Origin of the sequence: Rhodococcus sp. BP22 (assembly GCF_014281965.1) — a bacterium.
Taxonomy (GTDB): domain Bacteria; phylum Actinomycetota; class Actinomycetes; order Mycobacteriales; family Mycobacteriaceae; genus Rhodococcoides.
This window is the reverse complement of record NZ_JACFTB010000004.1, coordinates 186,627-209,956: the sequence shown is the minus strand read 5'-3', so window position 1 is coordinate 209,956 and position 23,330 is coordinate 186,627. Positions and strand designations below refer to the sequence as shown.

Sequence of the window (23,330 nt, the reverse complement as noted above, 5' to 3'; positions counted from 1 at the left end):
GAACGGTTGCCACACCGAGCGACCGCCACATTGAGGAGTACACACGTTGTCCGAGTTGAATCAGGACGACCGGCAGAACACACATGCTGCCGGCAAGACACCCGCGCCTACAGGCTCGGACGGTCGAGTACGCGTCATCCGCGAGGGTGTCGCGTCTTATCTACCCGACATCGACAGTGACGAGACCAACGAATGGATCGAATCCTTCGACGGTCTGCTGGAGCGGTCGGGCCCGTCCCGCGCCCGGTACTTGATGCTGCGTCTGCTGGAGCGGGCTGGTGAACGGCGGGTCGCGCTGCCGTCGCTGACTTCGACGGACTACGTCAACACCATTCCTACCGAGAACGAGCCCTGGTTCCCCGGCGACGAAGAGGTCGAACGCCGCTACCGCGCCTACATCCGCTGGAATGCCGCGATCATGGTGCATCGCGCGCAGCGCCCCGGCGTCGGCGTGGGTGGACACATCTCGACGTATGCATCGTCGGCAGCGTTGTACGAGGTCGGGTTCAACCACTTCTTCCGTGGCAAGGATCACCCGGGCGGTGGCGACCACATTTTCATTCAGGGCCACGCCTCCCCCGGCATCTATGCCCGCGCATTTCTCGAAGGACGCATCCCTGCCGAGCGCATGGACGGCTTTCGTCAGGAATACAGCCACAGCGATTCCGGGGGCGGCTTGCCGTCGTACCCGCATCCGCGCTTGATGCAGGACTTCTGGGAATTCCCGACGGTATCGATGGGCCTCGGGCCCATGAACGCCATCTACCAGGCACGCTTCAATCACTACTTGGAAGATCGCAAGATCAAGGACACCTCCGACCAGCATGTTTGGGCATTCCTTGGCGACGGCGAGATGGACGAGCCCGAGTCGCGTGGTCTGGCGCACGTAGCCGCGACGGAGGGGCTCGACAATCTGACGTTCGTAGTGAACTGCAACCTGCAACGCCTCGACGGCCCGGTCCGCGGAAACGGGAAGATCATCCAGGAACTGGAGTCCTTCTTCCGCGGCGCGGGCTGGAATGTCATCAAGGTCGTCTGGGGCCGCGAGTGGGATGCGTTGCTGCATGCTGATCGCGACGGCGCGTTGGTCAATTTGATGAACACCACACCCGACGGTGATTTTCAGACGTACAAGGCCAACGACGGTGGCTATGTTCGCGACCATTTCTTCGGCCGCGACCCTCGCACCAAGGAACTGGTCAAGGATCTGACCGACGCCGAGATCTGGAACCTCAAGCGCGGTGGCCACGATTACCGCAAGGTCCACGCAGCGTATGCCGCTGCCATGGCGCACAAAGGCCAGCCGACGGTCATCCTGGCGCACACCATCAAGGGCTACACGCTCGGCAAGCTCTTCGAGGGTCGCAACGCGACGCACCAGATGAAGAAGCTCACCCTCGACGATCTCAAGACTTTCCGCGACCTGCAACGTATCCCGATCTCCGACGAGGAGCTCGAGAAGGATCCGTACATGCCGCCGTACTACCACCCCGGCAAAGATTCACCGGAGATCGCGTACATGCTCGATCGGCGCAAGGCACTCGGTGGATTCGTTCCGGAACGTCGGGTGAGTCCAGCTCCACTGCCGCAGCCTGCGGACAAGACGTATGCAACGCTGCTCAAGGGCTCCGGCAAGCAGGAAATTGCGACCACCATGGCGCTCGTGCGCGTGATGAAGGAACTTCTACGCGACAAGGAAATCGGCCACCGAATCGTGCCGATCATCCCTGACGAGGCCCGCACCTTCGGCATGGATTCGTGGTTCCCGTCGCTGAAGATCTACAACCGGAACGGTCAGCTCTACACATCGGTGGATTCCGAACTCATGCTCGCCTACAAGGAGAGCTCGATCGGACAGATCCTGCACGAAGGAATCAACGAGGCCGGTTCGACGGCGTCGTTCACCGCCGTCGGAACGTCGTACGCGACGCACGGCGAGGTGATGATCCCGCTGTACATCTTCTACTCCATGTTCGGGTTCCAGCGCACCGGAGACGGCCTGTGGGCAGCAGCAGATCAGATGGCCCGCGGTTTCGTTCTGGGTGCTACCGCAGGACGCACTACGTTGACCGGTGAGGGGCTGCAGCACGCAGACGGCCACTCCCTGCTGCTGGCGTCGACCAACCCGGCAGCGGTCTCCTACGATCCAGCGTTCGCATACGAGATCGCTTACATCATCAAAGACGGCTTACGCCGGATGTACGGCGGGACAAAGGGGCCGGACGGTGAGTTGCTGCCGGGCTTCGGCGGCGAGAACATCTTCTACTACATCACCCTGTACAACGAGCCGTACCAGCAGCCGGCCCAGCCCGAGGACCTCGATGTCGACGGGTTGCTCAAGGGCATCTACCTGTTCGAGAAGCCGCAGGAAGGTGACGGGCCGGAAGCGCAGATCCTCGCGTCGGGCGTCGGAATCGTCGCGGCGCGCAAGGCCCGCGAACTACTCGAATCCGAATGGCACGTCCGCTCGGGTGTTTGGTCGGTCACCTCGTGGGGTGAACTGCGCCGCGACGGCGTCGAGTCGGAAAAGGATGCGCTGCGCGATCCAGGGGCCGAGAAGCGGGTTCCGTACATCACGCAGGCACTCTCGAACGCTGCTGGGCCCGTTGTTGCCGCGTCGGATTGGATGCGTGCGGTCCCGGACCAGATCCGTCAGTGGGTTCCAGGCGACTACGTCACGCTCGGGACCGATGGGTTCGGGTTCTCCGATACCCGTCCCGCAGCACGACGGGTGTTCAACGTCGACGCCGAGTCCATCGTCGTCGCGGTGTTGTCTGCACTCGCAACGTCCGGCGAGATCGACAAGTCCAAGGCGGTCGAGGCGGCCGAGAAGTACCGCATCGATGATGTCCTCGCGGCTCCCACGTCGTACGCCGATACCGGCTCCGCATAGCTCGCAGAATTCCCTACGCCCGCCTGCTCGTGTCCATGTCCTCGGACGCGAGCAGGCGGGCGTAGGTTTTGCCTATGGTCCACGACAAGAGCGCAGACTCCGGTGTGACCGAAGGATACGAGAGCGCGCCGAAGACCGGTACGCATCACAAGGACGACCAGGACGGCCACATCACCGACAACGAGGTTCAACCACCAGTCAAGGCACTCACGCCCTCGCGGCAGAAGCGCGACCCCCTTCCCGACGCTCTTCTTCGGCGCGTGAAGCAGTTCTCGGGTCGCCTGTCCACTGAGGCTGTGACGACGATGCAGGATCAGTTGCCGTTCTTCAGCGGCCTCGATGCGGCGCAGCGGGCGAGCGTGCAGTTGCTGATTCAGACGGCGGTGGACAACTTCCTGGAGTGGTTGAAGAATCCGCAGAGCGATATTCGTTTCAGCCTCGATGCTTTCCAGGTCATTCCTCAGGATTTGGCGCGGCGGTTGACCCTGCGTCAGACGGTGGACATGGTGCGGGTCGCCATGGAGTTCTTCGAGCAGTGGCTTCCGGCTCTTGCGCGAAATGATCAGCAGTTGGTTGCACTGACGGAGGCTGTGCTGCGGTACGGCCGTGAGCTGGGTTTCGCGGCGGCTTCGGTGTATGCCAGTGCCGCGGAATCCAGAGGTGCGTGGGATACCCGCCTGGAGGCTCTCGTCGTCGACGCCGTCGTTCGCGGGGATACGGGGTCCGACATGCTTTCGCGAGCTGCCACGTTGAACTGGGATGCCACTGCGCCTGCGACAGTTCTGGTCGGCACTCCACCGGAGGATCAGGGTGTGTCCGTGGTCAGTACGGTGCACATGGTTGCGCAGAAGCACAATCGCGCAGCTCTCGCGGTCGTACAGGGGACGCGGCTCGTCATGGTTGTCAGCGGTCAACTGATCGACAGCGCCGCGAACACGGCTTTCCTGACTGATATGTTGCAGAATTTCTCCGAGGGCCCTGTCGTCATCGGTCCGACGACTCGCACGTTGGGCGCTGCCCACTCGAGCGCGGTGGAAGCGTTCGCAGGCATGCAGGCGGTTGCGGGATGGCGCGGTGCACCTCGACCCGTTCACGCGGGAGAGCTGCTGCCAGAGCGTGCGTTGCTCGGCGACTCGGCGGCCATCGCGACGCTCAACGAGCATTTGGTTGCGCCTTTGGCGGCGGCCGGTTCCGGCTTGGCGGACACCCTCGACGCATACCTCGATTGTGGTGGCGCTGTCGAGACCTGCGCGCGACAGCTGTTTGTTCATCCAAATACTGTCCGGTATCGGCTGAAGCGGATAGCCGAAGTTACGGGACGAGACCCGACGCAATCGCGTGATGCGTACGTGCTTCGTGTTGCGGCAACGGTAGGTCGACTGGCTCGAACTCATCACGAACCGCAATATCCTGTCCCACAAACCACACACGTAACATTCGGTGAAGTAGTTACGTAACGTAGTAGTACGTGCGGGCGATGCGAGCACTCCACAAGGCAATTTGTTGGATCCCCACAAATTGAGTGCCGAGAGTTCATCGAGAGCGACATCTCCCAAACAGGCCTTCACAGTGTTCTCTTAACGAGTGATTGCGTTGCTTGCGCCCGGACAGGGCTCCCAGACACCCGGCATGCTCGTGCCGTGGCTCGAACTACCCGGTGCCGCGGACCGTGTTGCTTTATGGTCCAAGGCATCCGGACTCGACCTTGCTCGGCTGGGCACCACAGCTACAGCGGAGGAAATCACCGACACGTCGGTGACACAGCCACTCGTCGTCGCTGCCGCGCTCCTCGCCTTCGAGGAGATAGCCAGCCAGGGATTGCTGCAAGATGACGCGATCATCGCCGGCCATTCGGTCGGCGAACTCGCGGGCGCAGCGATAGCCGGGGTGATTTCGGCCGACGAGGCCGTCACACTGGCGGCCGTGCGCGGCGCTGAGATGGCCAAAGCCTGTGCACTCGAACCGACTGGGATGTCTGCCGTGCTCGGCGGCGCCGAGTCCGAGGTTCTGGCTCGTCTCGAAGAACTCGGTCTCGAACCGGCCAATGTCAACGCCGCCGGACAGATCGTGGCCGCCGGGTTGCTGACAGCATTGGCCGAACTCGCCGCCAACCCACCGGAGAAGGCCCGCATTCGCGCATTGCCTGTCGCCGGCGCTTTCCACACCCGCTTCATGGCACCCGCACAGGACGCGGTCGCAACAGCGGCAGCGGCGATCACGCCGTCGCAACCAACGCGGACTCTGCTTTCGAACTCCGACGGGAAAGCGGTCACCTCGGGCGCGGACGCGCTGACCAAGCTCGCCGCCCAGGTCACCAAACCTGTTCGATGGGATCTGTGCACGGCGACGTTGAAAGATCTCGCGGTGTCTTCCGTCGTCGAATTACCACCGTCAGGCGCCCTCGTCGGAATTGCCAAGCGCGAAATGCGCGGCACTCCGAACCTCGGATTGAAAAAGCCCGAGGATATTGCGGCCCTGGCCTAGCTCGACAAGAACCTCCCGTAGCTGATTCGTTACGGGTTCAGGGTGCGATCTCGTACGAGATGCGCGCGTGGCGTGTGGATGCACAGCACGCCGCAGACTACGCAGGATCACCATCGAACTTCGGCGCATCGATTCACGGTGCACCGACACAATGAAGGGAGCCACGCAGTGGCCAGCCAGGAAGACCTCATCGCCGGACTTGCAGAGATCATCGAGGAGGTCACGGGTATCGAACCCTCCGAGGTGACCATCGACAAGTCCTTCGTGGACGACCTCGATATCGACTCGCTGTCGATGGTCGAGATTGCCGTTCAGACCGAAGACAAGTACGGCGTGAAGATCCCCGACGAAGACCTCGCAAGCCTGCGCACCGTCGGTGACGCAGTTGCGTACATCCAGAAGCTCGAAGCAGAGAACCCCGACGCTGCCGAAGCAATCAAGGCCAAGCTCGACGACTCCGCGAGCGAGTGAGAGAATCCATGACCAACCCATCCACAGCCAACGGACGCTTCCCGAATGTCGTCGTCACCAGCCTTGCTGCGACCACGTCCATCGCGGGCGATGTCGACGCGACGTGGAAGGGTCTGCTGAACGGTGAGAGCGGCATTGGCGTACTCGAAGATGATTTCATCGCCGAGTACGACCTTCCCGTTCGAATCGGCGGACACCTCGCGGTCAGTCCGTCGAGCCTGCTCACCCGAGTGGAGATGCGGCGACTGAGCTATGTGGAGCAGCTTTCCACTGTGCTCGGCCGAGAGGTATGGAAGAACGCTGGCAGCCCCGAGGTGGATCCGCTCCGCCTCGCCGTTTCCATCGGCACCGGTCTCGGCGGTGGTGACTCGCTCATCGATGCCGTCGACAAGCTCAAGACCGGTGGGTACCGCAAGGTCTCTCCACTCGCAGTTCAGATGGTCATGCCGAACGGCCCCGCAGCGGTGGTCGGTTTGGAACTCAAGGCACAGGCTGGAGTCATCACTCCGGTATCTGCGTGCTCTTCGGGATCGGAAGCCATCGCTCACGCGTGGCGAATGATCGTGATGGGCGACGCCGACATGGTTGTCACCGGTGGCGTCGAGGGATTCATCGACGCGGTGCCGATCGCGAGTTTCTCCATGATGCGCGCGATGAGCACCAACAACGACAATCCGAAGGGTGCGTCGCGGCCGTTCGACAAGGACCGGGACGGGTTCGTGTTCGGCGAGGCCGGTGCGCTCATGGTCATCGAGACCGAAGAGCACGCCAAAGCACGTGGAGCAACGATCCATGCACGTCTTCTCGGTGCCGGTATCACCTCGGACGGATTCCACCTCGTGGCACCCGATCCCGAAGGAACCGGAGCTGCTCGGGCGATGTCCCGGGCGATGCAGACCGCAGGACTGCAGAAGTCCGACATCACCCATGTGAACGCACACGCAACGGCAACTCCCGTCGGAGACGCTGCCGAGGCGATCGCGATCAACAAGGCTGTCGGAAACCATGCAGCAATCTACGCACCGAAGTCAGCTCTTGGACATTCGATCGGCGCTGTCGGCGCCCTCGAATCGGTGTTGACGGTGCTGGCAGTGCGCGAGGGAATCATTCCTCCCACACTGAATTTGGATAATCAGGATCCGAAGATCGATCTCGATGTCGTCAAGGGCGAGCCCCGCGTCGGACAGATCGACTACGCGATCAACAACTCGTTCGGATTCGGTGGGCACAACGTCGCGCTCGCCTTCGGTCGAGCTTGATCCTGTCCGAGTAGTTCACTCGTGACGATCGAGCTCACACTCGAACCCCGGGAGGGGTCCTATCAGACCTCTCCCGGGGATCGCCCGCCCCGGGCATCAAGAAGGAGAACGCGATGACCATCTTGTCCCCCGCCACTCGGTCCCACCACGCGACCGATCCCCGCGATCCGGTCGCTCGACTCGAGAAGCTCTTCGACGCGGGGACGATGGTTTCTCTCCACGACCGTGACAAATCCGGTCTGCTCGCAGCTTCCGGTGACATCGACGGCGTTCACAGCGTCGCGTACTGCTCCGACGCCACGGTCATGGGTGGCGCAATGGGTGTCGATGGGTGCAAGCACATTGTCTCGGCCATCGACATCGCACTCGAACGAAATGCTCCCATCGTGGGAATCTGGCATTCCGGCGGAGCCCGACTCGCTGAGGGCGTCGAAGCTCTGCATGCGGTCGGCCTTGTGTTCGAGGCCATGGTTCGCGCCTCCGGGGTTGTCCCTCAGATCTCCGTCGTCCTCGGCTTCGCTGCCGGCGGCGCCGCCTACGGCCCAGCCCTTACCGACGTCGTCATCATGGCTCCCGAGGGACGTGTATTCGTCACCGGTCCCGATGTCGTGCGCAGTGTGACGGGCGAACAGGTGGACATGGTGTCTCTCGGCGGACCGGATACGCACCACAAGAAGTCCGGCGTCTGCCACATCGTCGCGGACGACGAGCTCGACGCCCTCACGCGCGCCCGTCGACTGGTATCCATGTTCAGCGAGCAAGGCACATTCGACATCGCCGCCGCTGAACGCGGTGACACCGACCTCAAAGCACTACTGCCCGAGTCGAATCGGCGCGCCTACGACGTACATCCTGTCATCGACGAGCTTCTCGACAACGTCGAAGGCGAGTCGACGTTCGAGGAATTCCAGGGCGGCTGGGCTCGTAGTATCGTCATCGGTCTCGGTCGCCTCAGTGGCCGGACCGTCGGCGTGATTGCCAACAATCCGATTCGCCTCGGCGGGTGCCTCAACTCTGAAAGCGCCGAGAAAGCAGCACGATTCGTCCGCCTGTGCGACGCGTTCGGCATCCCGCTCGTGGTTGTCGTCGACGTTCCCGGCTACTTGCCGGGCGTCAGCATGGAGTGGGAGGGCGTCGTCCGTCGTGGCGCAAAGCTCCTGCATGCATTCGCCGAAGCCAAGGTTCCGCGAGTCACCCTGGTGACTCGCAAGATCTACGGCGGAGCGTACATCGCGATGAACGCGCGAGCCCTCGGCGCTACCGCGGTCTACGCCTGGCCTGGTTCCGAGGTCGCTGTCATGGGCGCCAAGGCTGCGGTCGGGATTCTGCACAAGAAGGCATTGGCAGCTGCGCCGGAAGAAGAGCGCGAGGCGTTACACGATCGACTGACCGTGGAGCACGAAACAATTGCCGGTGGGGTCGATCGTGCCGTGGCTATCGGCGTCGTCGATGCGGTCATCGAGCCCGCCCTCACGCGTTCGACCATTGCAAAGGCGTTGGCCGGTGCGCCTGCAGGACGTGGAAACCACAAGAACATCCCGCTGTAACCGCTTCGAGCGGAAGCACAGCAGTGCCCCGGTGTCTTGGACACCGGGGCACTGTACTTCGAGCGGCAGAGTACTTCGGGCTACAGAGTCAGCCTTCGAGCCACTTGTGTGACGCGGCGATCCGAATGACGGCCTCACGCACGTCGAGTACTTGCTCGGCGGTGAGACCGCGGTTCGCCTGAAGGAGAGCTTCGGTCAATTCGGTCGAGAAGTCGCCGCGCGCGAGGACGTCGCATACGACGTCGTCGTACTCGTGCCCGGTCGATGCTGTCGCTACGTGAGCAACTGGGTGCGCTGGTCGATGTTGCACCGGCGCCGCGGAGTCGACAATCTGGACCTGGCCTGCTTTGAGGCCTCGATCGCCGTGCTCGGCGACATACTCGACCCGAACCCCAGGGGCGAGAAGTCTTTTGTCGAAGTCGAGGTCGTTGACATGGATGAAGACATCCTCGCCGCCCTCGTCTGGCGCAACGAACCCATAACCCTTGAACTCATCGAAGCGAATTACTTTACCTGTCGACAACATAGAACCACCCCTCGAGAAACCGTCGAACCCGCATGCCTAGCCTGGCACAGTTCCGACCCTACCGAAGGGTGAATTCACTGGGAGATCCGGTCATCCCGCATTACGGCTGAGCCAGGTGACCTCGGCCCCGGCTCCCCCGGTCCGGTACGGTTCGAGCGCGTGATCCCAGGCGCTGCCCAGGGCGTGTTCGATCTCGGCCGTAAGGTTTCCCGAATTTCCCTCGATCATCGACTTGAGTCGCATCTCGCCAAGGATCACATCGCCGTTCGCGCTCGTCGAGCCACGCCAGAGTCCGAGACCTGGCACGTGGGCAAAGCGTTCGCCGTCGACGCCCTCGCTGGCGTCCTCGGTGACCTCGAACCTCAGCATCTGCCACGTCCGAAGAATGCCTGCTAGCGCAGCTCCCGTACCCACGGGACCGACCCAGTCAGTGGCAGCACGAAGCTGCCCGCTGCTGGCCGGCTGCGCGGACCACTTGAGGTTCGCACGGCAGTTCAGCGCGTCGGATAGTGCCCATTCGACGTGCGGGCACAACGCGGCAGGCGAGGCGTGTATATACACCACACCCGACGTGGCATCTGCGAACTGATTCAATGCACGCATTCGATTACTCCTCCAGCTTCGACGAGGGACGTCTTCCCCAACGACCTCTTACACGAACTGGTATGTGAAGCTCTCTTATGCGTACATGCACTAGTGTGCCCCGAGTTACCCCTGTTGCGCCAGTGAACTAGTGATTCCAATGATGATCTGGACCGTCGCCGGGGCCTCTACCTGGGATTATTGTCGAGAACTTCATCAGACAACTCGGTCCACAGTGGTTTGGCCCACTCGCCGAAGGCGAGATCCGTGAGAACGACAGTGGCCAGTCCGGCGTCGGGGTCCACCCAGAGGAACGTTCCGGACTGTCCGAAATGGCCGAACGTCCGAGTCGAATTCCGTCGTCCGGTCCAATGAGGTTCTTTGCCGTCGCGGAGTTCGAATCCCAGGCCCCAATCGTTCGGCCGTTGAGATCCGTAGCCGGGGAGAATGCCGTTGAGGCCGTCGAATTGCACGCTGACCGCGGATGTGAAAGTCGACTCCGACAGTAGGGTCGGCGACAAGAGTTCGGATGCGAATGCCGATAGATCGCGCACTGTCGAGCGCGCACCGTGACCGGCGGGTCCATCGAGGGTCGAGGCGGTCATGCCGAGTGGCGCGAACACGGCCTCGGCGAGATAGTCGTCGAACGCGATTCCGGATTCGGACTCGATCAGTGCGGCGAGCAACTCGAAACCGACGCTCGAGTAGATGCGCTTGGTCCCGGGGGCTGCTTGTACCTTGTTCTCCCCGAAGGCGAGGCCCGAACTGTGCGCGAGAAGATGACGGACGGTCGAGCCCTCGGGGCCCGCTTGCTGATCGAGATCGATTGCTTCTTCTTCGACTGCGACGAGTGCCGCGTAGGCCACCAGCAGTTTGGTGACGGACGCCAGCTCGTACACGCGATCGAGATCGCCGTACTGCTCGCTCACACCTTCCGTCGACACCACCGCTGCGGATGCATTGTCGACGGGCCAACCAGCGATCAAATCCAAGGAGTGCACGCGGATGAGCCTAGTTGTAGACAGGCGAGTCGACGCGGGCGTCTGCCCGCACCGACTCGTCTGCCGAGGACAAGCGCTTGAATGGTCCCGTCAATCCATCTGATCGTATGGATGTGTCATTCAAGCGATCCGGTAACTACCGGTCGGCGTCGGTGAACTTGATGACGCCGCGAATGTTCTTCCCGTCGAGCATGTCCTGGTAGCCGGTGTTGATGTCGTCCAGCGCGTAGGTTTTGGTGACCATGTCGTCGAGGTTGAGCTGGCCACCCCTGTACATCTTCAGCAACAACGGGATGTCGTGACGAGGATTGCCACCGCCGAAGATCGCGCCCTGCAGGTCCTTCTGGAGCATCGTGAACAAGAACAAGTTCAGCTTGACATCCATGTCCTCCATGCGTCCCATTGCAGTGACGACACAGCGGCCCGCCTTGGCCGTCAGTAACAGTGCAGCCTCGACATCTTCGCCAGTGATCTCACCGACGGTGATGATGGTCTTGTCGGCCATCAGCCCCCAGGTCAGCTCCATCATCGGCATCAAAGCTTCTGCTGCCGTGGAAAATACATGGGTGGCGCCGAATTTGAGTGCCTGATCTCGTTTGTACTGGACAGGATCGATCGCAATGATCTTGGATGCACCGGATTGCACGGCACCCTGGAGGGCGCTCATACCCACGCCACCGACACCGATGATCGCGACGGTGTCTCCTGGGGCTACCTTCGCGACATTGACCGCCGACCCCCAACCCGTCGGTACCCCGCAACCAACCAACGATGCGACCTCGAACGGGATGTGTTCGTCGATTTTGATGGCCTGGGTCTCGTGCACGGTCATGTACGGAGAGAAGGTCCCCAGCAAGCACATCGGGATGACGTTCTGCCCGCGAGCCTGAATGCGGTAAGTGCCGTCGCTGATGGCCATTCCGCTGAGCAGGCCCATTCCGAGGTCACAGAGGTTCTGGTGCCCGTTGGCGCACGCCGGACAATGTCCACATGAGGGGATGAAAGAGAGCACGACGTGGTCTCCCTCTTTCAGTGTCTTCACCTCGGGGCCGGTCTTGATGACGACACCGGACCCCTCGTGTCCACCCATCACCGGGAACGACGGCATCGGCGTCGCACCGGTCACGATGTGGTGATCGGAATGGCACATCCCCGCAGCTTCCATGCGGATCTGCACCTCGCCGGCCCTCGGGTCTCCGATCTCGATTTCTTCTACCGACCATGGCTCGTTGAGGCCCCACAGCACAGCGCCTTTGGTTTTCATCGCGATTCGCCTTTCACACGCCGATAGACCCGTTGTTCGGGCCACTTGATGTTGAGTTCGACGATAGTCATACGAACGGCAAATTGGAACACGTTCTAGATTTTTGGTCAGTAATCGATGCAGGAAGCAAAGACCGTACGAGCGAGACCGGAACCGGGCCCTCCGAAGAATGCGTTGACCCTGTCGACGATTGCCGGCTGCGAGGCAAGAATCGCTTGACGCTGCCACGCTGGTGCGGCCAGGAACGCCGCGAAACTTCCCGCCATCGGTGATGCGGCGAGTGCTGCCCCCTCTTCGTCGTCCTGTGCGTACGTGGCGGCAACGATCTGCGAGAACGAGCACGGTGTGTTGACCACGGTCTCGGCGGGTGTGGCAGTGGCGACGCCGCCGAAGAGCAGAGCTCCGACAGCAGTAGCGCCGAGCACGGTTGCAACCTTGGTTGTGGACAAGCGAGAGATCATGAATTTCCCCAATCGAGGTGAGCGTTGTGGTGGGATCGAGAAGCGTTCGCCAGCAACGATATCGGCAGGCCAGGCTTCCTGTCACACTGAAGGACATACTGGTAGAACGCCCGAAAACACCTACCTCGGCGGGTTATCGGCCGGTTCGGCGTGAGAGGGACGACACTCGTCGATAAGGTCGAGCCACTAGGGACAGGAGACTCGATGACGATCGCTTACGGCTCGTGCAATCTGTGTGAAGCGATGTGCGGACTCGAATTCACGGTCGAGGAGAATACGGTCACGTCGATTCGAGGCGACAAGGAAGACCCGCTCTCTCGCGGGCACATCTGTCCGAAGGCACTGTCCTTGATCGATCTACACGCCGATCCCGACCGCTTGATCAAGCCTGTTCGACGCGAGGGCGCCGACTGGGTGGAGATCGAATGGAGCGAAGCGTACGACTTGGTGGTCGAGGGCCTGGTTGCCACGCGTGAGCAGTACGGGTCCAACGCTGTCGGTGTCTATCAGGGGAATCCGAACGTCCACAGCCTCGGTTCGATGACTCATGGGATTCCGTTCACGTCGATGCTGCGCACCCGCAATCGATACTCGGCTACCTCACTCGACCAACTCCCCCATCAGCTCGTGAATCACCTGCTGTACGGCCACCAACTGGCTCTACCGATTCCCGATATCGACAACACCGACTTCTTTCTCATCCTCGGTGGCAATCCGATGGCCTCGAACGGCAGCATGATGACGGTGCCGGACTTTGCACGTCGCGCCCACGATCTGCAGGCGCGCGGCGGCACTCTCGTGGTGGTCGACCCCCGCAAGACCGAAACTGCGGACATTGCAGACGTCCACCACTTCATTCGGCCCGGTACCGATGGGCTACTGCTCCTCGCGTTGATCAACGTCGTCATAGCGGAAGGGACCACCCGGGTCGCGGACTATGTCGACGGCGCCGAGGAGGTGGCGAATCTGGTCCGGGATTTCACTCCCGACGCGGTCGCAGCCGTTGTGGGCATCGAGGCTGCCGACATCGTCTCGCTGGCAACACAGTTCTCCAATGCGCGATCCGCGGTCGCCTACGGCCGAATGGGTGTCTCGACACAGCAATTCGGCAGTCTCTGTCAGTGGGCGATTCAAGTACTCAACATCCTGACAGGCAATCTCGACCGGGTCGGTGGTGCACTGCTCACCGACCCTGCGGTGGATCTCATCCGGAAGAAGATCGTCGGCCGAGGGCATTTCGACAAGTGGCGCAGTCGTGTTCGAGATCTGCCCGAGTTCGCGGGGGAATTTCCGTGCTCGACCTTGGTCGACGAGATGACCACCCCCGGCGACGGTCAGATCAGGGCCATGGCGGTGTTTTCCGGCAATCCGGTGTTGTCCATGCCGGGCGGCACCAGGTTGAACCAGGCCTTCGCAGACTTGGATTTTATGGTGTCCTTCGACTTCTACATCAACGAGACATCACGGCACGCGAACCTTATTCTTCCGCCCACGATGTCGCTCGAGCGTGACCACTACGACCTCATCTTTCAGTCCTTCGCTGTCCGCAACACGGCGAAATTCATGCCGGCAATCCTGACGAAAAAGCCTGGTTCTAAATCGGATTGGGAGATTTTCCGTGATCTCGGTATTCGCTATCAGGCACGCCTCGCAGGGTCGTCCATGTTCGACCGTCTTCGTACGCGCCTGACACCGAAATCGGCTGTCGCGGAAGCTCGTTTACGTCTGTCGCCACGACGAACGATCGATCTGCTGCTCCGCAGTCATCGCGCCGGCCTGTCGGTGGCGAAGCTGAAAAAAACTCCACACGGCACCGATCTCGGACCGCTCCGCCCCGGGTTTCCCGGAAAGCTGCAGACTCGGAACAAACGAATAAACCTGTTGCAGGACATCATCATCGCGGAATTGCCAGCTCTGCGCGATCTGATGAGAACCGCAGGGGTGCCCAGCGGAGACCAACTTCTCATGATCGGTCGACGGCATCTGCGCAGCAACAATTCCTGGATGCACAACTCGGCGAGACTGACGAAGGGCAAACCGCGTCATCAACTTTTCGCGCACCCCGATGATCTGCTCGAGCGCAACATCGAAGACGGTTCGGTCGTGTCGGTGACCTCGGCTGCCGGATCGGTGCAGATAGAGGTACTCGCGACCGACCGAATGATGCCGGGCGTAGTGAGCATGCCGCACGGGTTCGGACACCAGCGTCCCGGCGTCGAACTATCCGTAGCGACCACGGTCCTGGGAGCGAGCATCAACGACGTCACCGACCCACACCGGGTCGACGCGGTCTCGGCCAACGCGATCCTCAACGGAGTGCCCGTCACGATCTCGCCGACATGACCGACCCCGCGGGCACACGTCGGCGATGCTTTGAAGTAGCATTCGTCACGGCTCGCTCGGTGCGAGATGGGGCGGTAGCTCAGTCGGTTAGAGCCGTGGACTCATAATCCATTGGTCGCGGGTTCGAGCCCCGCCCGCCCCACCATTTTCTCAGTCCAGCCCTCACTCACGGCGATCTACGGAACCACTGTGACGGGCCAGCGTCCGGTTTTCACCAACCGCACTGCGACGGACCCGAACATTCGGTGGCCTGCATGTTCGGATGCCCCGACGACAATGGCGTCGACCCGTAGTTCATCCGCGATTCCGACGAGGCCGCTGTAGGGATCCCCCTGTGCGGTACGGAACTCCCATCGGATCGATTCCATCCGCGAGGTCGATTCTTTGATGTAGGCGAGCAGTTCTTCGGCGATCTGTTTCCCCGTCTCGACGAGCGGGATGCCAGCCTGACCCCATCCGGTTGTGAACAACTGCTGAACGTAGGCGAGAACCAGCAACGAGTCCTGGCGTCGCGCCAGCCCAGCGGCGTATGCCGCAGCTCTCCATGCGGAATCCGACCCGTCGATGCCGACGAGAATTGCTTTCGGCCCGTCGACACCGTATTCGAAGGTGTGCGCTTGGTTACCGCGAGTTTCCGCCGACTCATCCACGTCTGCAGGTTACCCAGGCCCGGAACGTAACTCGCTGATACCCACCCCAGACTCCATTGCCGGGTTCTAGTCTGGACTTCCCGCTACCGGCCCACCGACGAGAGGTTCATTTTGATGTCCAAGATCGTCCGCTCGGCCACTGTCGGGTTCTGCTGCATCGCTGTTGCGACACTGTCTCCTGCGCTCGCCGATGCCACTCCGCCGTCGGGCGTGACGGCCGAGACACTGGCACACGTATCTTTTCCGCTCATCCCCGGCAGTGCCGACCTTTCCGGAACCGACTTCACTGCGCGCAAGATCACGATCGCGCCCGGTGGCTCTACTGGATGGCATTTTCACGACGGCCCGGTGTACGCGTATGTCGAGTCTGGTGTCCTGACCAGGACCCTGACGGATTGCAGTGAGGTGTCGACCCCAGCAGGCAATGTTGTGGTCGAGGATGTCGGGGGCAACCACGTACACGAGGGCATCAATGCCGGGACGGTTCCGGTCGTTCTGTACGCCGCTTACATCGAGCCTCCCGGCAAGCCTTTCGCGGAGGATGCGCCTGCTCCACCGTGTGCCTGAGCGCCCTGACGGTGGATCGGAGCGATGCGGTCGGTATCCTCGTAGGTCGGATGTGGCTCCTCGAGAAGCGGGCAGCGCACGGAAAGCATCCTCGAGCATTCCTTTTTTCGAACGGAGTCTTGATGAACGACGACTCGATTCTCGACAAATCGGCCTCGGCCGACCCGGCTACGGTCTTCGCCGCACTTGCGGACATCGTGTATCGCGGTCGGGCAGCGGACGAGGTCTACTCAGCCATCTGTGTGGCGGCGACTCTGCTGATCCCCGGGTGCGATCATGCCAGCCTGATGCTGACCGGACGGGGCAAGCCGGTGACGGTTGCAGCGTCGGATCAGATCGCACGGGTCGTCGACGACATCGAGCGCGCTACCGGCGAAGGACCCTGTCTCGACGCGATCACGAGTGAAGCCGCCCAGATCGAACCAGACTTCAACACTCCCGGGAAGTGGCCGGCCCTTGCCCGTGGTGTCCTTGCGCGGACGCCCGTGCGTGGCGCAATGGGTTTTCGTTTGATGCTCGATAGCAAAAAGGTAGGCGCACTCAATCTGTTCAGCGATAGCGCCGGCCGATTCGACAGCGATACGGCTGACCGTGCAATCGTGGTCGCAGCGTTCGCGGCCGTCACAGTTGCCGCCATCATCAAAGGCGAACAGGCCGACACTCTGCGTCTCGGTCTAGAAAGTAACAGGGAGATCGGGAAGGCTATCGGCTTGTTGATGGTCATGCACGAGGTCACCGACGATCAGGCTTTCCAGATGCTGCGCAAGACCTCTCAGGATATGAACGTCAAGATCGCAGCGCTGGCGCGATCGGTAATCGAGTCGCACACCCAAAGCCTGCACACCCGGAGCCTGCAGCCCTGAGGGCCTGACCGCTCGGGTTGTGTGCAGCCAGAGAACGGACTGCACACAACCCCGGCGTACTACTCGCTCGGCACCATGGGCCTCGGGGCGTCGACGCGTTTGGGCAGTGCGAATACCAGCAGCAGTGCCACGACTCCGAAGGCCGCGCTGACTGACATCGCAATAGACGCCCCGTGCATGAATCCGCTGGCCACCGTATCGGGTCCGGTGATCGTCAGATTACCGAACAGCACGCTGCCGATGACCGCGATACCGACCGCGCTGCCGATCCGCTGCATCGTAGCGATGACACCGCTGGCTGCGCCTGCATCTGCGCGGTCGACGGTTGCCACGATGAACTGAGCATTCGGAGCGATGAATGCGCCGTTGCCCAGACCACCGATCAGCATGGGCAGCAACAATTTCCAGTTGGTGAGGTCTGCGGCATCGGTGGTGGCCAGGATGAGCCACATCCAGATCAGGCTGATCGCAACGAACGAGGTGCCTATCAACAGAACCGTCCGACCGAGCCGCTGTGTGAGCCGGTTGCTCTGGGACGAGGCAATGATGCTGCCGATTGCGAACGGCAGCATCACGATGCCGGAAGACAGTGCGGAGTTTCCGAGCCCGCTCTGCCACAGCAGCGAGATGGTGAAGAAGATACTGGTGAACGACGCGAAATAGACGAGCGCAAGAATTGTGCCGCCGGTGAAAGCGGGGTGAGCGAACAGCTTCGGCGGCACCAATGGGTTGTCACGACGCTTGGTGTAGAACACTTCCCATACGGCGAATACTGCGATGAGAACGACACCCGCCACGATCGAGACATAGGTCCATACCGGCCAACCCTGGTCCTGCCCTTCGATGAGAGGGACCAACAGTGCGACCAGACCTGCGGTGATGAGGACGAGTCCGATCCAGTCGATTCCGGTCTTCGCCGCGACCGTTCGGTTCTCCGGGCGTCCGGGAAGCAGCAGTGCGGCTGCAACGAGTCCGATGATTCCGATCGGCAAGTTCACCCAGAACACGCCACGCCAACCGTTTTCGTCCCCGAAGGCTTCGATGATGAGACCGCCTGCAATCGGTCCCAATGCTGTCGAGACACCGATGACTGCACCCATGATCGCGAAGGCTTTGCCACGCACCTGGCCTGGGAAGAGGAGTTGAATGAAGGCCGTCACGGCGGGGACGAAGATTCCGCCTGCGAGTCCTTGCACAATTCGCGCGATGACCAATTGAAGATCGTTCTGCGCGAGGCCGCAGGCAAAGCTGGCGACGGTGAACAGTGCCAATCCGGTGAAGAAGACCCACTTGTGGCCGATCCGGTCGCCGATCTTTCCTGCAGGGATCAGCGCCAACCCGAAAGCAAGGGCGTATCCGGAGATGATCCACGAAAGAGTTGCCTCGGAGGCGTTGAGGCTAGTGCTGATCGTCGGAAGCGCAACGTTGACGATGGTTGTGTCCAGCAAGGCCATGAACATCCCGAGCAGCAGTACAACCAGTGCCTGCCAGGCGCGACGTGGCACTTCGACGGGAGGCGCCGATACCCGTGAGCTGTTGTCGGTCATCTTGTCTCGCTGTTCTGTGTACAGGTGGGAAGTGGGGGGTGAATTCTGTGTCGTTCGTCGGCGAGAATGCCCGGTAATGCAGCAACGAACCCTTCGTGCCATTCGATCTCTGCCCGCAGACGATGTTCGCGATGCTCGAGCGCGTAGGTTTCGGCCAACGTCAGATACGGATGCGCTTGTTCGTTCTCATCGACGGTGGTCCGAAGGAGTTCGTTCAACAGTCGGACCCGTTCCGCAATCACCTCGGGTAAGTGGTCGAGCCGGTCGGGGTCGAGCCTGGTCAGAGCCAAGTCGAACGGGTCGGGGCGAAGCACGAAATTGGACAGGCCCTCGCTTTGCAAGGCTTGCAGCTGCTCGCGCCCACGATCGGTGATCGCATACACCTGCCGGGCCGGGAAGTTCCCGTCCTGCTCGGTCCGCACATCCGCGATCAGACCCTCGGCATGAAGTCTCTTCAGCGCACCGTAGAGGCCTCCCACCGAAATATCCGTCCACATCTGCACATGTTCTTCTTCGGCCAAGAGACGAAGTTGGTGACCATGCATCTCGCCTCGCTGCGCGAACGAGCCGAGAATGAACAATCGGATCGAAGACACGCGAGTACTCTTGCACGAGTACTTATTCGTGTCAAAATCCGCTTCACCATCACTGGAAATGCTCTGTGAGGACAACGTCACGTCGGGCTAACTGATGCGTCATCGACGTGAATCGTCCGGTGCGCATCGTTGGAGTCATGTCAGCGAAGCCCATCGATACCTCCGTATTCGCGCATTCCGTCAAGACGGTGTGCGCGTACTGCGGTGTGGGTTGCGGCATGAAACTCCAGATCGAACAACGCCCGGATCTACCCTCGATAGTCACCACATCGGTCGGCGACAAGTCCCACCCTGCCAATTTCGGTCGACTATGCACCAAGGGCTCGACGACGTCGGACATGCTCGCTGCGCCCGGACGGCTCGACGCCGCGCGTGTACGGGCCAATCGCGGCGATGATCCGCAACCGGCGGACACGAGAAAAACGATCGAGCGAACGGCTCGGAAGCTGCGCGCGCTGATCGACGAGCACGGTCCCGACGCTTTTGCCCTGTATGTCTCGGGGCAGATGTCCATCGAGGCGCAGTATCTGTCCAACAAGTTGGCCAAGGGTTTCATCGGAACCAATCAGATCGAATCGAACTCTCGCCTCTGCATGGCGAGCGCGGGCACCGGATACAAGCTCTCGCTTGGTGCGGACGGGCCGCCCGGGTCGTACGAGGATTTCGATCATGCCGATGTCTTTTTGGTGACCGGGGCGAATATGGCCGACTGTCACCCGATTCTGTTTCTGCGGATGATGGACCGCGTCAAGCGCGGCGCGAAGTTGATCGTCGTCGACCCTCGGCGGAACGCGACTGCCGACAAAGCCGACCTTCACCTCCAGCTCGCTCCGGGGACGGACTTGGATTTGCTCAACGGAGTGCTGCACATCCTGCTCGCGGAGGGGCTGACCGACAACCGGTTCATCGCCGAGTTCACCGACGGCTGGGACGTCATGGAGGACTTCCTTGCCGACTACACACCGTCTCGCGTGAGTGCCAAGACTGGTATCCCGGAAGCCGATCTGTACACGGTCGCACGGTGGATCGGCGAGGCCGAGAACTGGATGAGCTGCTGGACAATGGGACTCAATCAGTCGACGCACGGGACGTGGAACACCAATGCCCTGGTCAATTTGCACTTGGCGACCGGTGCGATCTGTAAGCGTGGAAGCGGACCGTTCTCGCTCACCGGCCAACCGAACGCCATGGGCGGCCGTGAAATGGGTTACATGGGACCGGGGCTTCCCGGCCAGCGGACAGTGTTGGTCGACGAGGATCGCGCCTTCGTCGAGAACAAGTGGAACCTCCCACCAGGCACGCTGCGTACCGATGTCGGTGCGGGCACCATCGACATGTTCTCCCGGATGGCCGACGGGGAAATCAAGGCATGTTGGATCATCTGTACCAATCCTGTTGCGTCGGTAGCTAATCGAAAGACGGTCATCGCCGGTCTCGAGCGGGCCGAATTGGTGATCACCCAGGACGCATTCGCCGACACGGAAACCAACGGCTATGCCGACGTCATCCTTCCGGCGGCCCTGTGGACCGAGTCCGAGGGCGTCATGATCAATTCCGAACGGAATCTCACTCTGTTCCAGAAGGCCGTCGGCGCTCCCGGCCAAGCACTACCGGATTGGCAGATCATCGCGCTGATGGCGTGCGAGCTCGGCTACTCCGAGGCGTTCACCTATTCGTGCGCGGAGGAGATATTCGAGGAGATCAAGGAGTTCTCCAACCCCAAGACCGGATACGACTTACGCGGTGTCACCTACGAGCGACTCCGTACGACGCCGCTGCAGTGGCCGTGCCCGCCGGACGACGGCGAAGACCGCCACCCGATCAGATATCTCAACGACGGCGTCAGTCACACTCTGCGCATGCTCGACGATGGCAGTACACCGCGCCTGTCCTTTCCCACGCCATCCGGTCGGGCCCAGTTCTTCGCCCGACCCTCGATGTCACCGGCTGAGATGCCCGACGACGACTATCCCTTCCTTCTCAATACCGGCCGCCTGCAACATCAGTGGCACACGATGACCAAGACCGGGAAAGTAGCGAAGCTCAACAAGCTCAACCCGGGTCCTTTCGTCGAGATCCATCCGCGCGACGCCGAGCGCCTCGGCTGCGAGTCAGGTGACCGGGTCGAGGTCGCGTCGCGCCGCGGGCGAGCGGTACTGCCCGCGCTCGTCAGCGACCGGGTCAGGCCCGGCGACTGCTTCGCACCGTTCCACTGGAACGATTCGTTCGGTGAATACCTTTCGATCAATGCGGTGACCAACGACGCGGTCGATCCGTACTCACAGCAGCCGGAATTCAAGATCTGTGCGGTCACTTTGACCAAGGTTCCTGCAGCGGAATCTCAGTCACATTCCGGTCCAGAACATGGAGGAGACGCCATGTCACCGATCGACTCCTTTGCCGACCTCGTGGGCGAAGTTTCCGGGCCGTCGCTGCCCCTTCCGCTGATCGAGCAGCGTTATGTGGCGGGCCTGTTGGCCGGATTACGGACGGACGCCGGCCGTAGTGCCGCAGGAGTTCCCATTCTGCCGACGACGACGCCGTTGTCCGCAGAAACTCACGCCTGGCTCGGCGGCATGCTCGCCGGATTGTTCTCACGCAGCGCCACGACTGCGGCGCCGCAGACACCCGTTCCCCTCGAATCGGCCAGCGATGGCGAACCACCGGTACTCGTACTGTGGGCTTCCCAGACGGGGACGGCAGAAGAATTCGCGTCCAGCTGCGTCGAGCATCTCCGGTCGACGGGTCTTCTCGTCGAAGAGCACGTCATGGAGAACTTCGCACCAACCGAGCTGGTGCGATACCGCGATGTGCTCCTGATCAGCAGCACTACGGGCGACGGTGACGCCCCGGACAACGGCACGTCCTTCCTCGACGGACTGTCCGGCGACTCCGCTCCTGATCTGTCCGGAAACAGATTCGCTGTTCTCGCCCTGGGTGATTCGAGCTACGAAGATTTCTGCGGGAACGGTCGACGTCTCGACAGTCGATTCGCCGAACTGGGTGCGCAGCGTCTGGTGGGACGCGTCGATTGCGAGCCGGAATTCGAGGAAGCGGCGTCGGTGTGGCTGGATCGCGTGGTGTCCAAATTGGGCACGCCGCCGCCAGCACAACCTGTCGCCTCCGCTGGAACCACGGTCGAGATGGTCCCGACCTACGGCAAGAAAGCTCCGCTGGCAACGGCTCTGGTGCGCAACACTGTTCTGACGGCGACCGGGTCGAGAAAGGATGTCCGCCAATTCGGATTCCACCTTCCCGACGGCACGTTGAGCTACGAGGCAGGCGATGCACTCGGTGTGTGGCCGCGCAACAGCATCGCACTGGTGGACGAGTGGCTCGAACTGACCGAGCTCGACGGCGACAGCGTCGTAGACATTGCCGGGCACAATGCGATGCCGCTTCGCAACGCCCTACGCGACCGGTTGGAGATCGCGAAAATCTCCCCGGATCTGTTGAAGTTCGTCCATTCCCGCACGCACGACGACGATCTGGAACGCTTGTTGATGCCGGAGAGCAAGAAGGACCTGCAGGATTGGATCTGGGGCCGTCAGGCGGTCGACGTCCTCACGCATCTTCCGGTGCGTGCGGGGATCGATGAATGGCTCGGTGTCCTCAAACCGCTTCAGCCGCGGCTGTATTCGATTTCTTCGAGTCCTAAGGAGAATCCGCGTGAAGTACAGCTGACAGTGTCCACGGTGCGCTACAACATCCATGGTGTCCCTCGACGTGGTGTCTGTTCGACGTATCTGGCCGATCACGCCGAAGGTGAAGACGTCAGCATTTTCGTGCAGAAGTCGGCGCACTTCAAACCACCGGAGGACCCGGCCGCGCCGATGATCATGGTCGGGCCCGGCACCGGCGTCGCCCCGTTCCGCGCATTCCTGCACGAGCGCCGAGCACGCGGACACACCGGACCGAACTGGTTGTTCTTCGGCGAACAGCATGCCTCCACGGACTTCTACTATCGCGAGGAACTGACCACGATGCTCGACGACGGGTCGCTGACCCGGCTGGATCTGGCTTTCTCGCGTGATCAGAGCGCGAAGGTCTACGTGCAGGATCGAATGAGCGAACATGGTGCGCAGCTGTGGGAGTGGCTCCAGCGCGGTGCACACTTCTACGTATGCGGCGATGCTTCACGAATGGCAAAAGACGTCGACAATGCCCTGAAAGGCGTTGTTGCTCAACATGGTCGACTCGCGCCCGCCAGCGCGGAGGCCTACGTCAAAGCATTGGCGGCAGAAAAGCGTTACGTGCGGGACGTGTACTGACTATC

18 protein-coding genes and 1 tRNA gene are annotated in these 23,330 nt (G+C 61.6%); 11 read left to right on the top strand and 8 right to left on the bottom strand.

Annotation, left to right across the window (positions count from 1 at the left end):
• The first annotated feature begins 46 nt into the window (after positions 1–46).
• The 6 genes from aceE to H2510_RS10540 all read left to right on the top strand — a co-directional run bounded on the left by aceE (position 47) and on the right by H2510_RS10540 (position 8,654).
• Positions 47–2,893 carry a pyruvate dehydrogenase (acetyl-transferring), homodimeric type gene (gene aceE, locus H2510_RS10565; protein ID WP_186628287.1) on the top strand — a complete coding sequence of 949 codons (2,847 nt, stop codon included), beginning with the start codon at positions 47–49 and terminating at the stop codon, positions 2,891–2,893.
• Between the two features lie 74 nt (positions 2,894–2,967).
• Complete coding sequence (locus H2510_RS10560) at positions 2,968–4,350, top strand: CdaR family transcriptional regulator (protein ID WP_261392850.1); 1,383 nt, start codon at positions 2,968–2,970, stop codon at positions 4,348–4,350.
• 127 nt (positions 4,351–4,477) lie between these two features.
• Positions 4,478–5,377, top strand: coding sequence for an ACP S-malonyltransferase (locus H2510_RS10555; protein ID WP_186628286.1), 900 nt, complete (start codon positions 4,478–4,480; stop codon positions 5,375–5,377).
• A gap of 168 nt (positions 5,378–5,545) precedes the next feature.
• A complete protein-coding gene (gene acpM, locus H2510_RS10550; protein WP_084346702.1) occupies positions 5,546–5,848 on the top strand; it encodes a meromycolate extension acyl carrier protein AcpM in 303 nt (100 codons plus the stop codon).
• An 8-nt stretch (positions 5,849–5,856) separates the two neighbouring features.
• Positions 5,857–7,107: a KasA/KasB family beta-ketoacyl-ACP synthase gene (locus H2510_RS10545; protein WP_136171953.1), complete on the top strand. Its 1,251-nt coding sequence runs from the start codon at positions 5,857–5,859 to the stop codon at positions 7,105–7,107.
• A gap of 113 nt (positions 7,108–7,220) precedes the next feature.
• Positions 7,221–8,654: an acyl-CoA carboxylase subunit beta gene (locus tag H2510_RS10540; protein ID WP_186628285.1), complete on the top strand. Its 1,434-nt coding sequence runs from the start codon at positions 7,221–7,223 to the stop codon at positions 8,652–8,654.
• An 88-nt stretch (positions 8,655–8,742) separates the two neighbouring features.
• On the opposite strand, the gene H2510_RS10535 is transcribed toward H2510_RS10540, so the two are convergent.
• From H2510_RS10535 to H2510_RS10515, 5 genes are all read right to left on the bottom strand, one after another.
• Positions 8,743–9,180, bottom strand: coding sequence for a cold shock domain-containing protein (locus tag H2510_RS10535; RefSeq protein WP_088945693.1), 438 nt, complete (start codon positions 9,178–9,180; stop codon positions 8,743–8,745).
• A gap of 90 nt (positions 9,181–9,270) precedes the next feature.
• Entirely contained in the window at positions 9,271–9,783 is a 513-nt protein-coding gene (locus tag H2510_RS10530; protein ID WP_186628284.1) for a DUF3145 domain-containing protein, read from the bottom strand.
• A gap of 167 nt (positions 9,784–9,950) precedes the next feature.
• Positions 9,951–10,763: a serine hydrolase gene (locus tag H2510_RS10525; protein ID WP_186628283.1), complete on the bottom strand. Its 813-nt coding sequence runs from the start codon at positions 10,761–10,763 to the stop codon at positions 9,951–9,953.
• Positions 10,764–10,899: 136 nt separating this feature from the next.
• Positions 10,900–12,027 carry an NDMA-dependent alcohol dehydrogenase gene (locus H2510_RS10520; protein ID WP_186628282.1) on the bottom strand — a complete coding sequence of 376 codons (1,128 nt, stop codon included), beginning with the start codon at positions 12,025–12,027 and terminating at the stop codon, positions 10,900–10,902.
• A gap of 107 nt (positions 12,028–12,134) precedes the next feature.
• Positions 12,135–12,476, bottom strand: coding sequence for a hemophore-related protein (locus H2510_RS10515; protein ID WP_261392849.1), 342 nt, complete (start codon positions 12,474–12,476; stop codon positions 12,135–12,137).
• A 216-nt stretch (positions 12,477–12,692) separates the two neighbouring features.
• Here H2510_RS10515 and H2510_RS10510 point away from each other — a divergent pair, with 216 nt between their 5' ends.
• Both H2510_RS10510 and H2510_RS10505 read left to right on the top strand, forming a co-directional pair.
• Positions 12,693–14,831: a molybdopterin-dependent oxidoreductase gene (locus tag H2510_RS10510; RefSeq protein WP_186628280.1), complete on the top strand. Its 2,139-nt coding sequence runs from the start codon at positions 12,693–12,695 to the stop codon at positions 14,829–14,831.
• Positions 14,832–14,899: 68 nt separating this feature from the next.
• Positions 14,900–14,976, top strand: a tRNA-Ile gene (locus H2510_RS10505).
• A 31-nt stretch (positions 14,977–15,007) separates the two neighbouring features.
• Here the strand turns inward: H2510_RS10505 and H2510_RS10500 are convergent.
• Positions 15,008–15,481, bottom strand: coding sequence for a universal stress protein (locus H2510_RS10500; RefSeq protein WP_186628279.1), 474 nt, complete (start codon positions 15,479–15,481; stop codon positions 15,008–15,010).
• Between the two features lie 114 nt (positions 15,482–15,595).
• Between H2510_RS10500 and H2510_RS10495 the strand changes: the two genes are divergently transcribed.
• Complete coding sequence (locus H2510_RS10495; RefSeq protein WP_186628278.1) at positions 15,596–16,048, top strand: cupin domain-containing protein; 453 nt, start codon at positions 15,596–15,598, stop codon at positions 16,046–16,048.
• 122 nt (positions 16,049–16,170) lie between these two features.
• Positions 16,171–16,911, top strand: a complete 741-nt coding sequence (locus H2510_RS10490; RefSeq protein WP_186628277.1) for a GAF and ANTAR domain-containing protein — start codon at positions 16,171–16,173, stop codon at positions 16,909–16,911.
• 59 nt (positions 16,912–16,970) lie between these two features.
• Here H2510_RS10490 and H2510_RS10485 read toward each other — a convergent pair whose 3' ends face one another.
• Together H2510_RS10485 and H2510_RS10480 are read right to left on the bottom strand one after the other, a co-directional pair.
• Complete coding sequence (locus tag H2510_RS10485; RefSeq protein ID WP_186628276.1) at positions 16,971–18,458, bottom strand: MFS transporter; 1,488 nt, start codon at positions 18,456–18,458, stop codon at positions 16,971–16,973.
• The gene (locus H2510_RS10480) at positions 18,455–19,054 is read right to left on the bottom strand and encodes a PadR family transcriptional regulator (protein ID WP_315901323.1); all 600 of its coding nucleotides are present in this window, start codon (positions 19,052–19,054) and stop codon (positions 18,455–18,457) included. Before H2510_RS10480 ends, H2510_RS10485 begins: the two co-directional genes overlap by 4 nt.
• A 137-nt stretch (positions 19,055–19,191) precedes the next feature.
• Between H2510_RS10480 and H2510_RS10475 the strand changes: the two genes are divergently transcribed.
• Positions 19,192–23,325 (top strand): bifunctional nitrate reductase/sulfite reductase flavoprotein subunit alpha, encoded by a 4,134-nt coding sequence (locus tag H2510_RS10475; RefSeq protein WP_186628275.1) that lies wholly within the window; start codon positions 19,192–19,194, stop codon positions 23,323–23,325.
• The last annotated feature ends 5 nt before the right edge of the window (positions 23,326–23,330 follow it).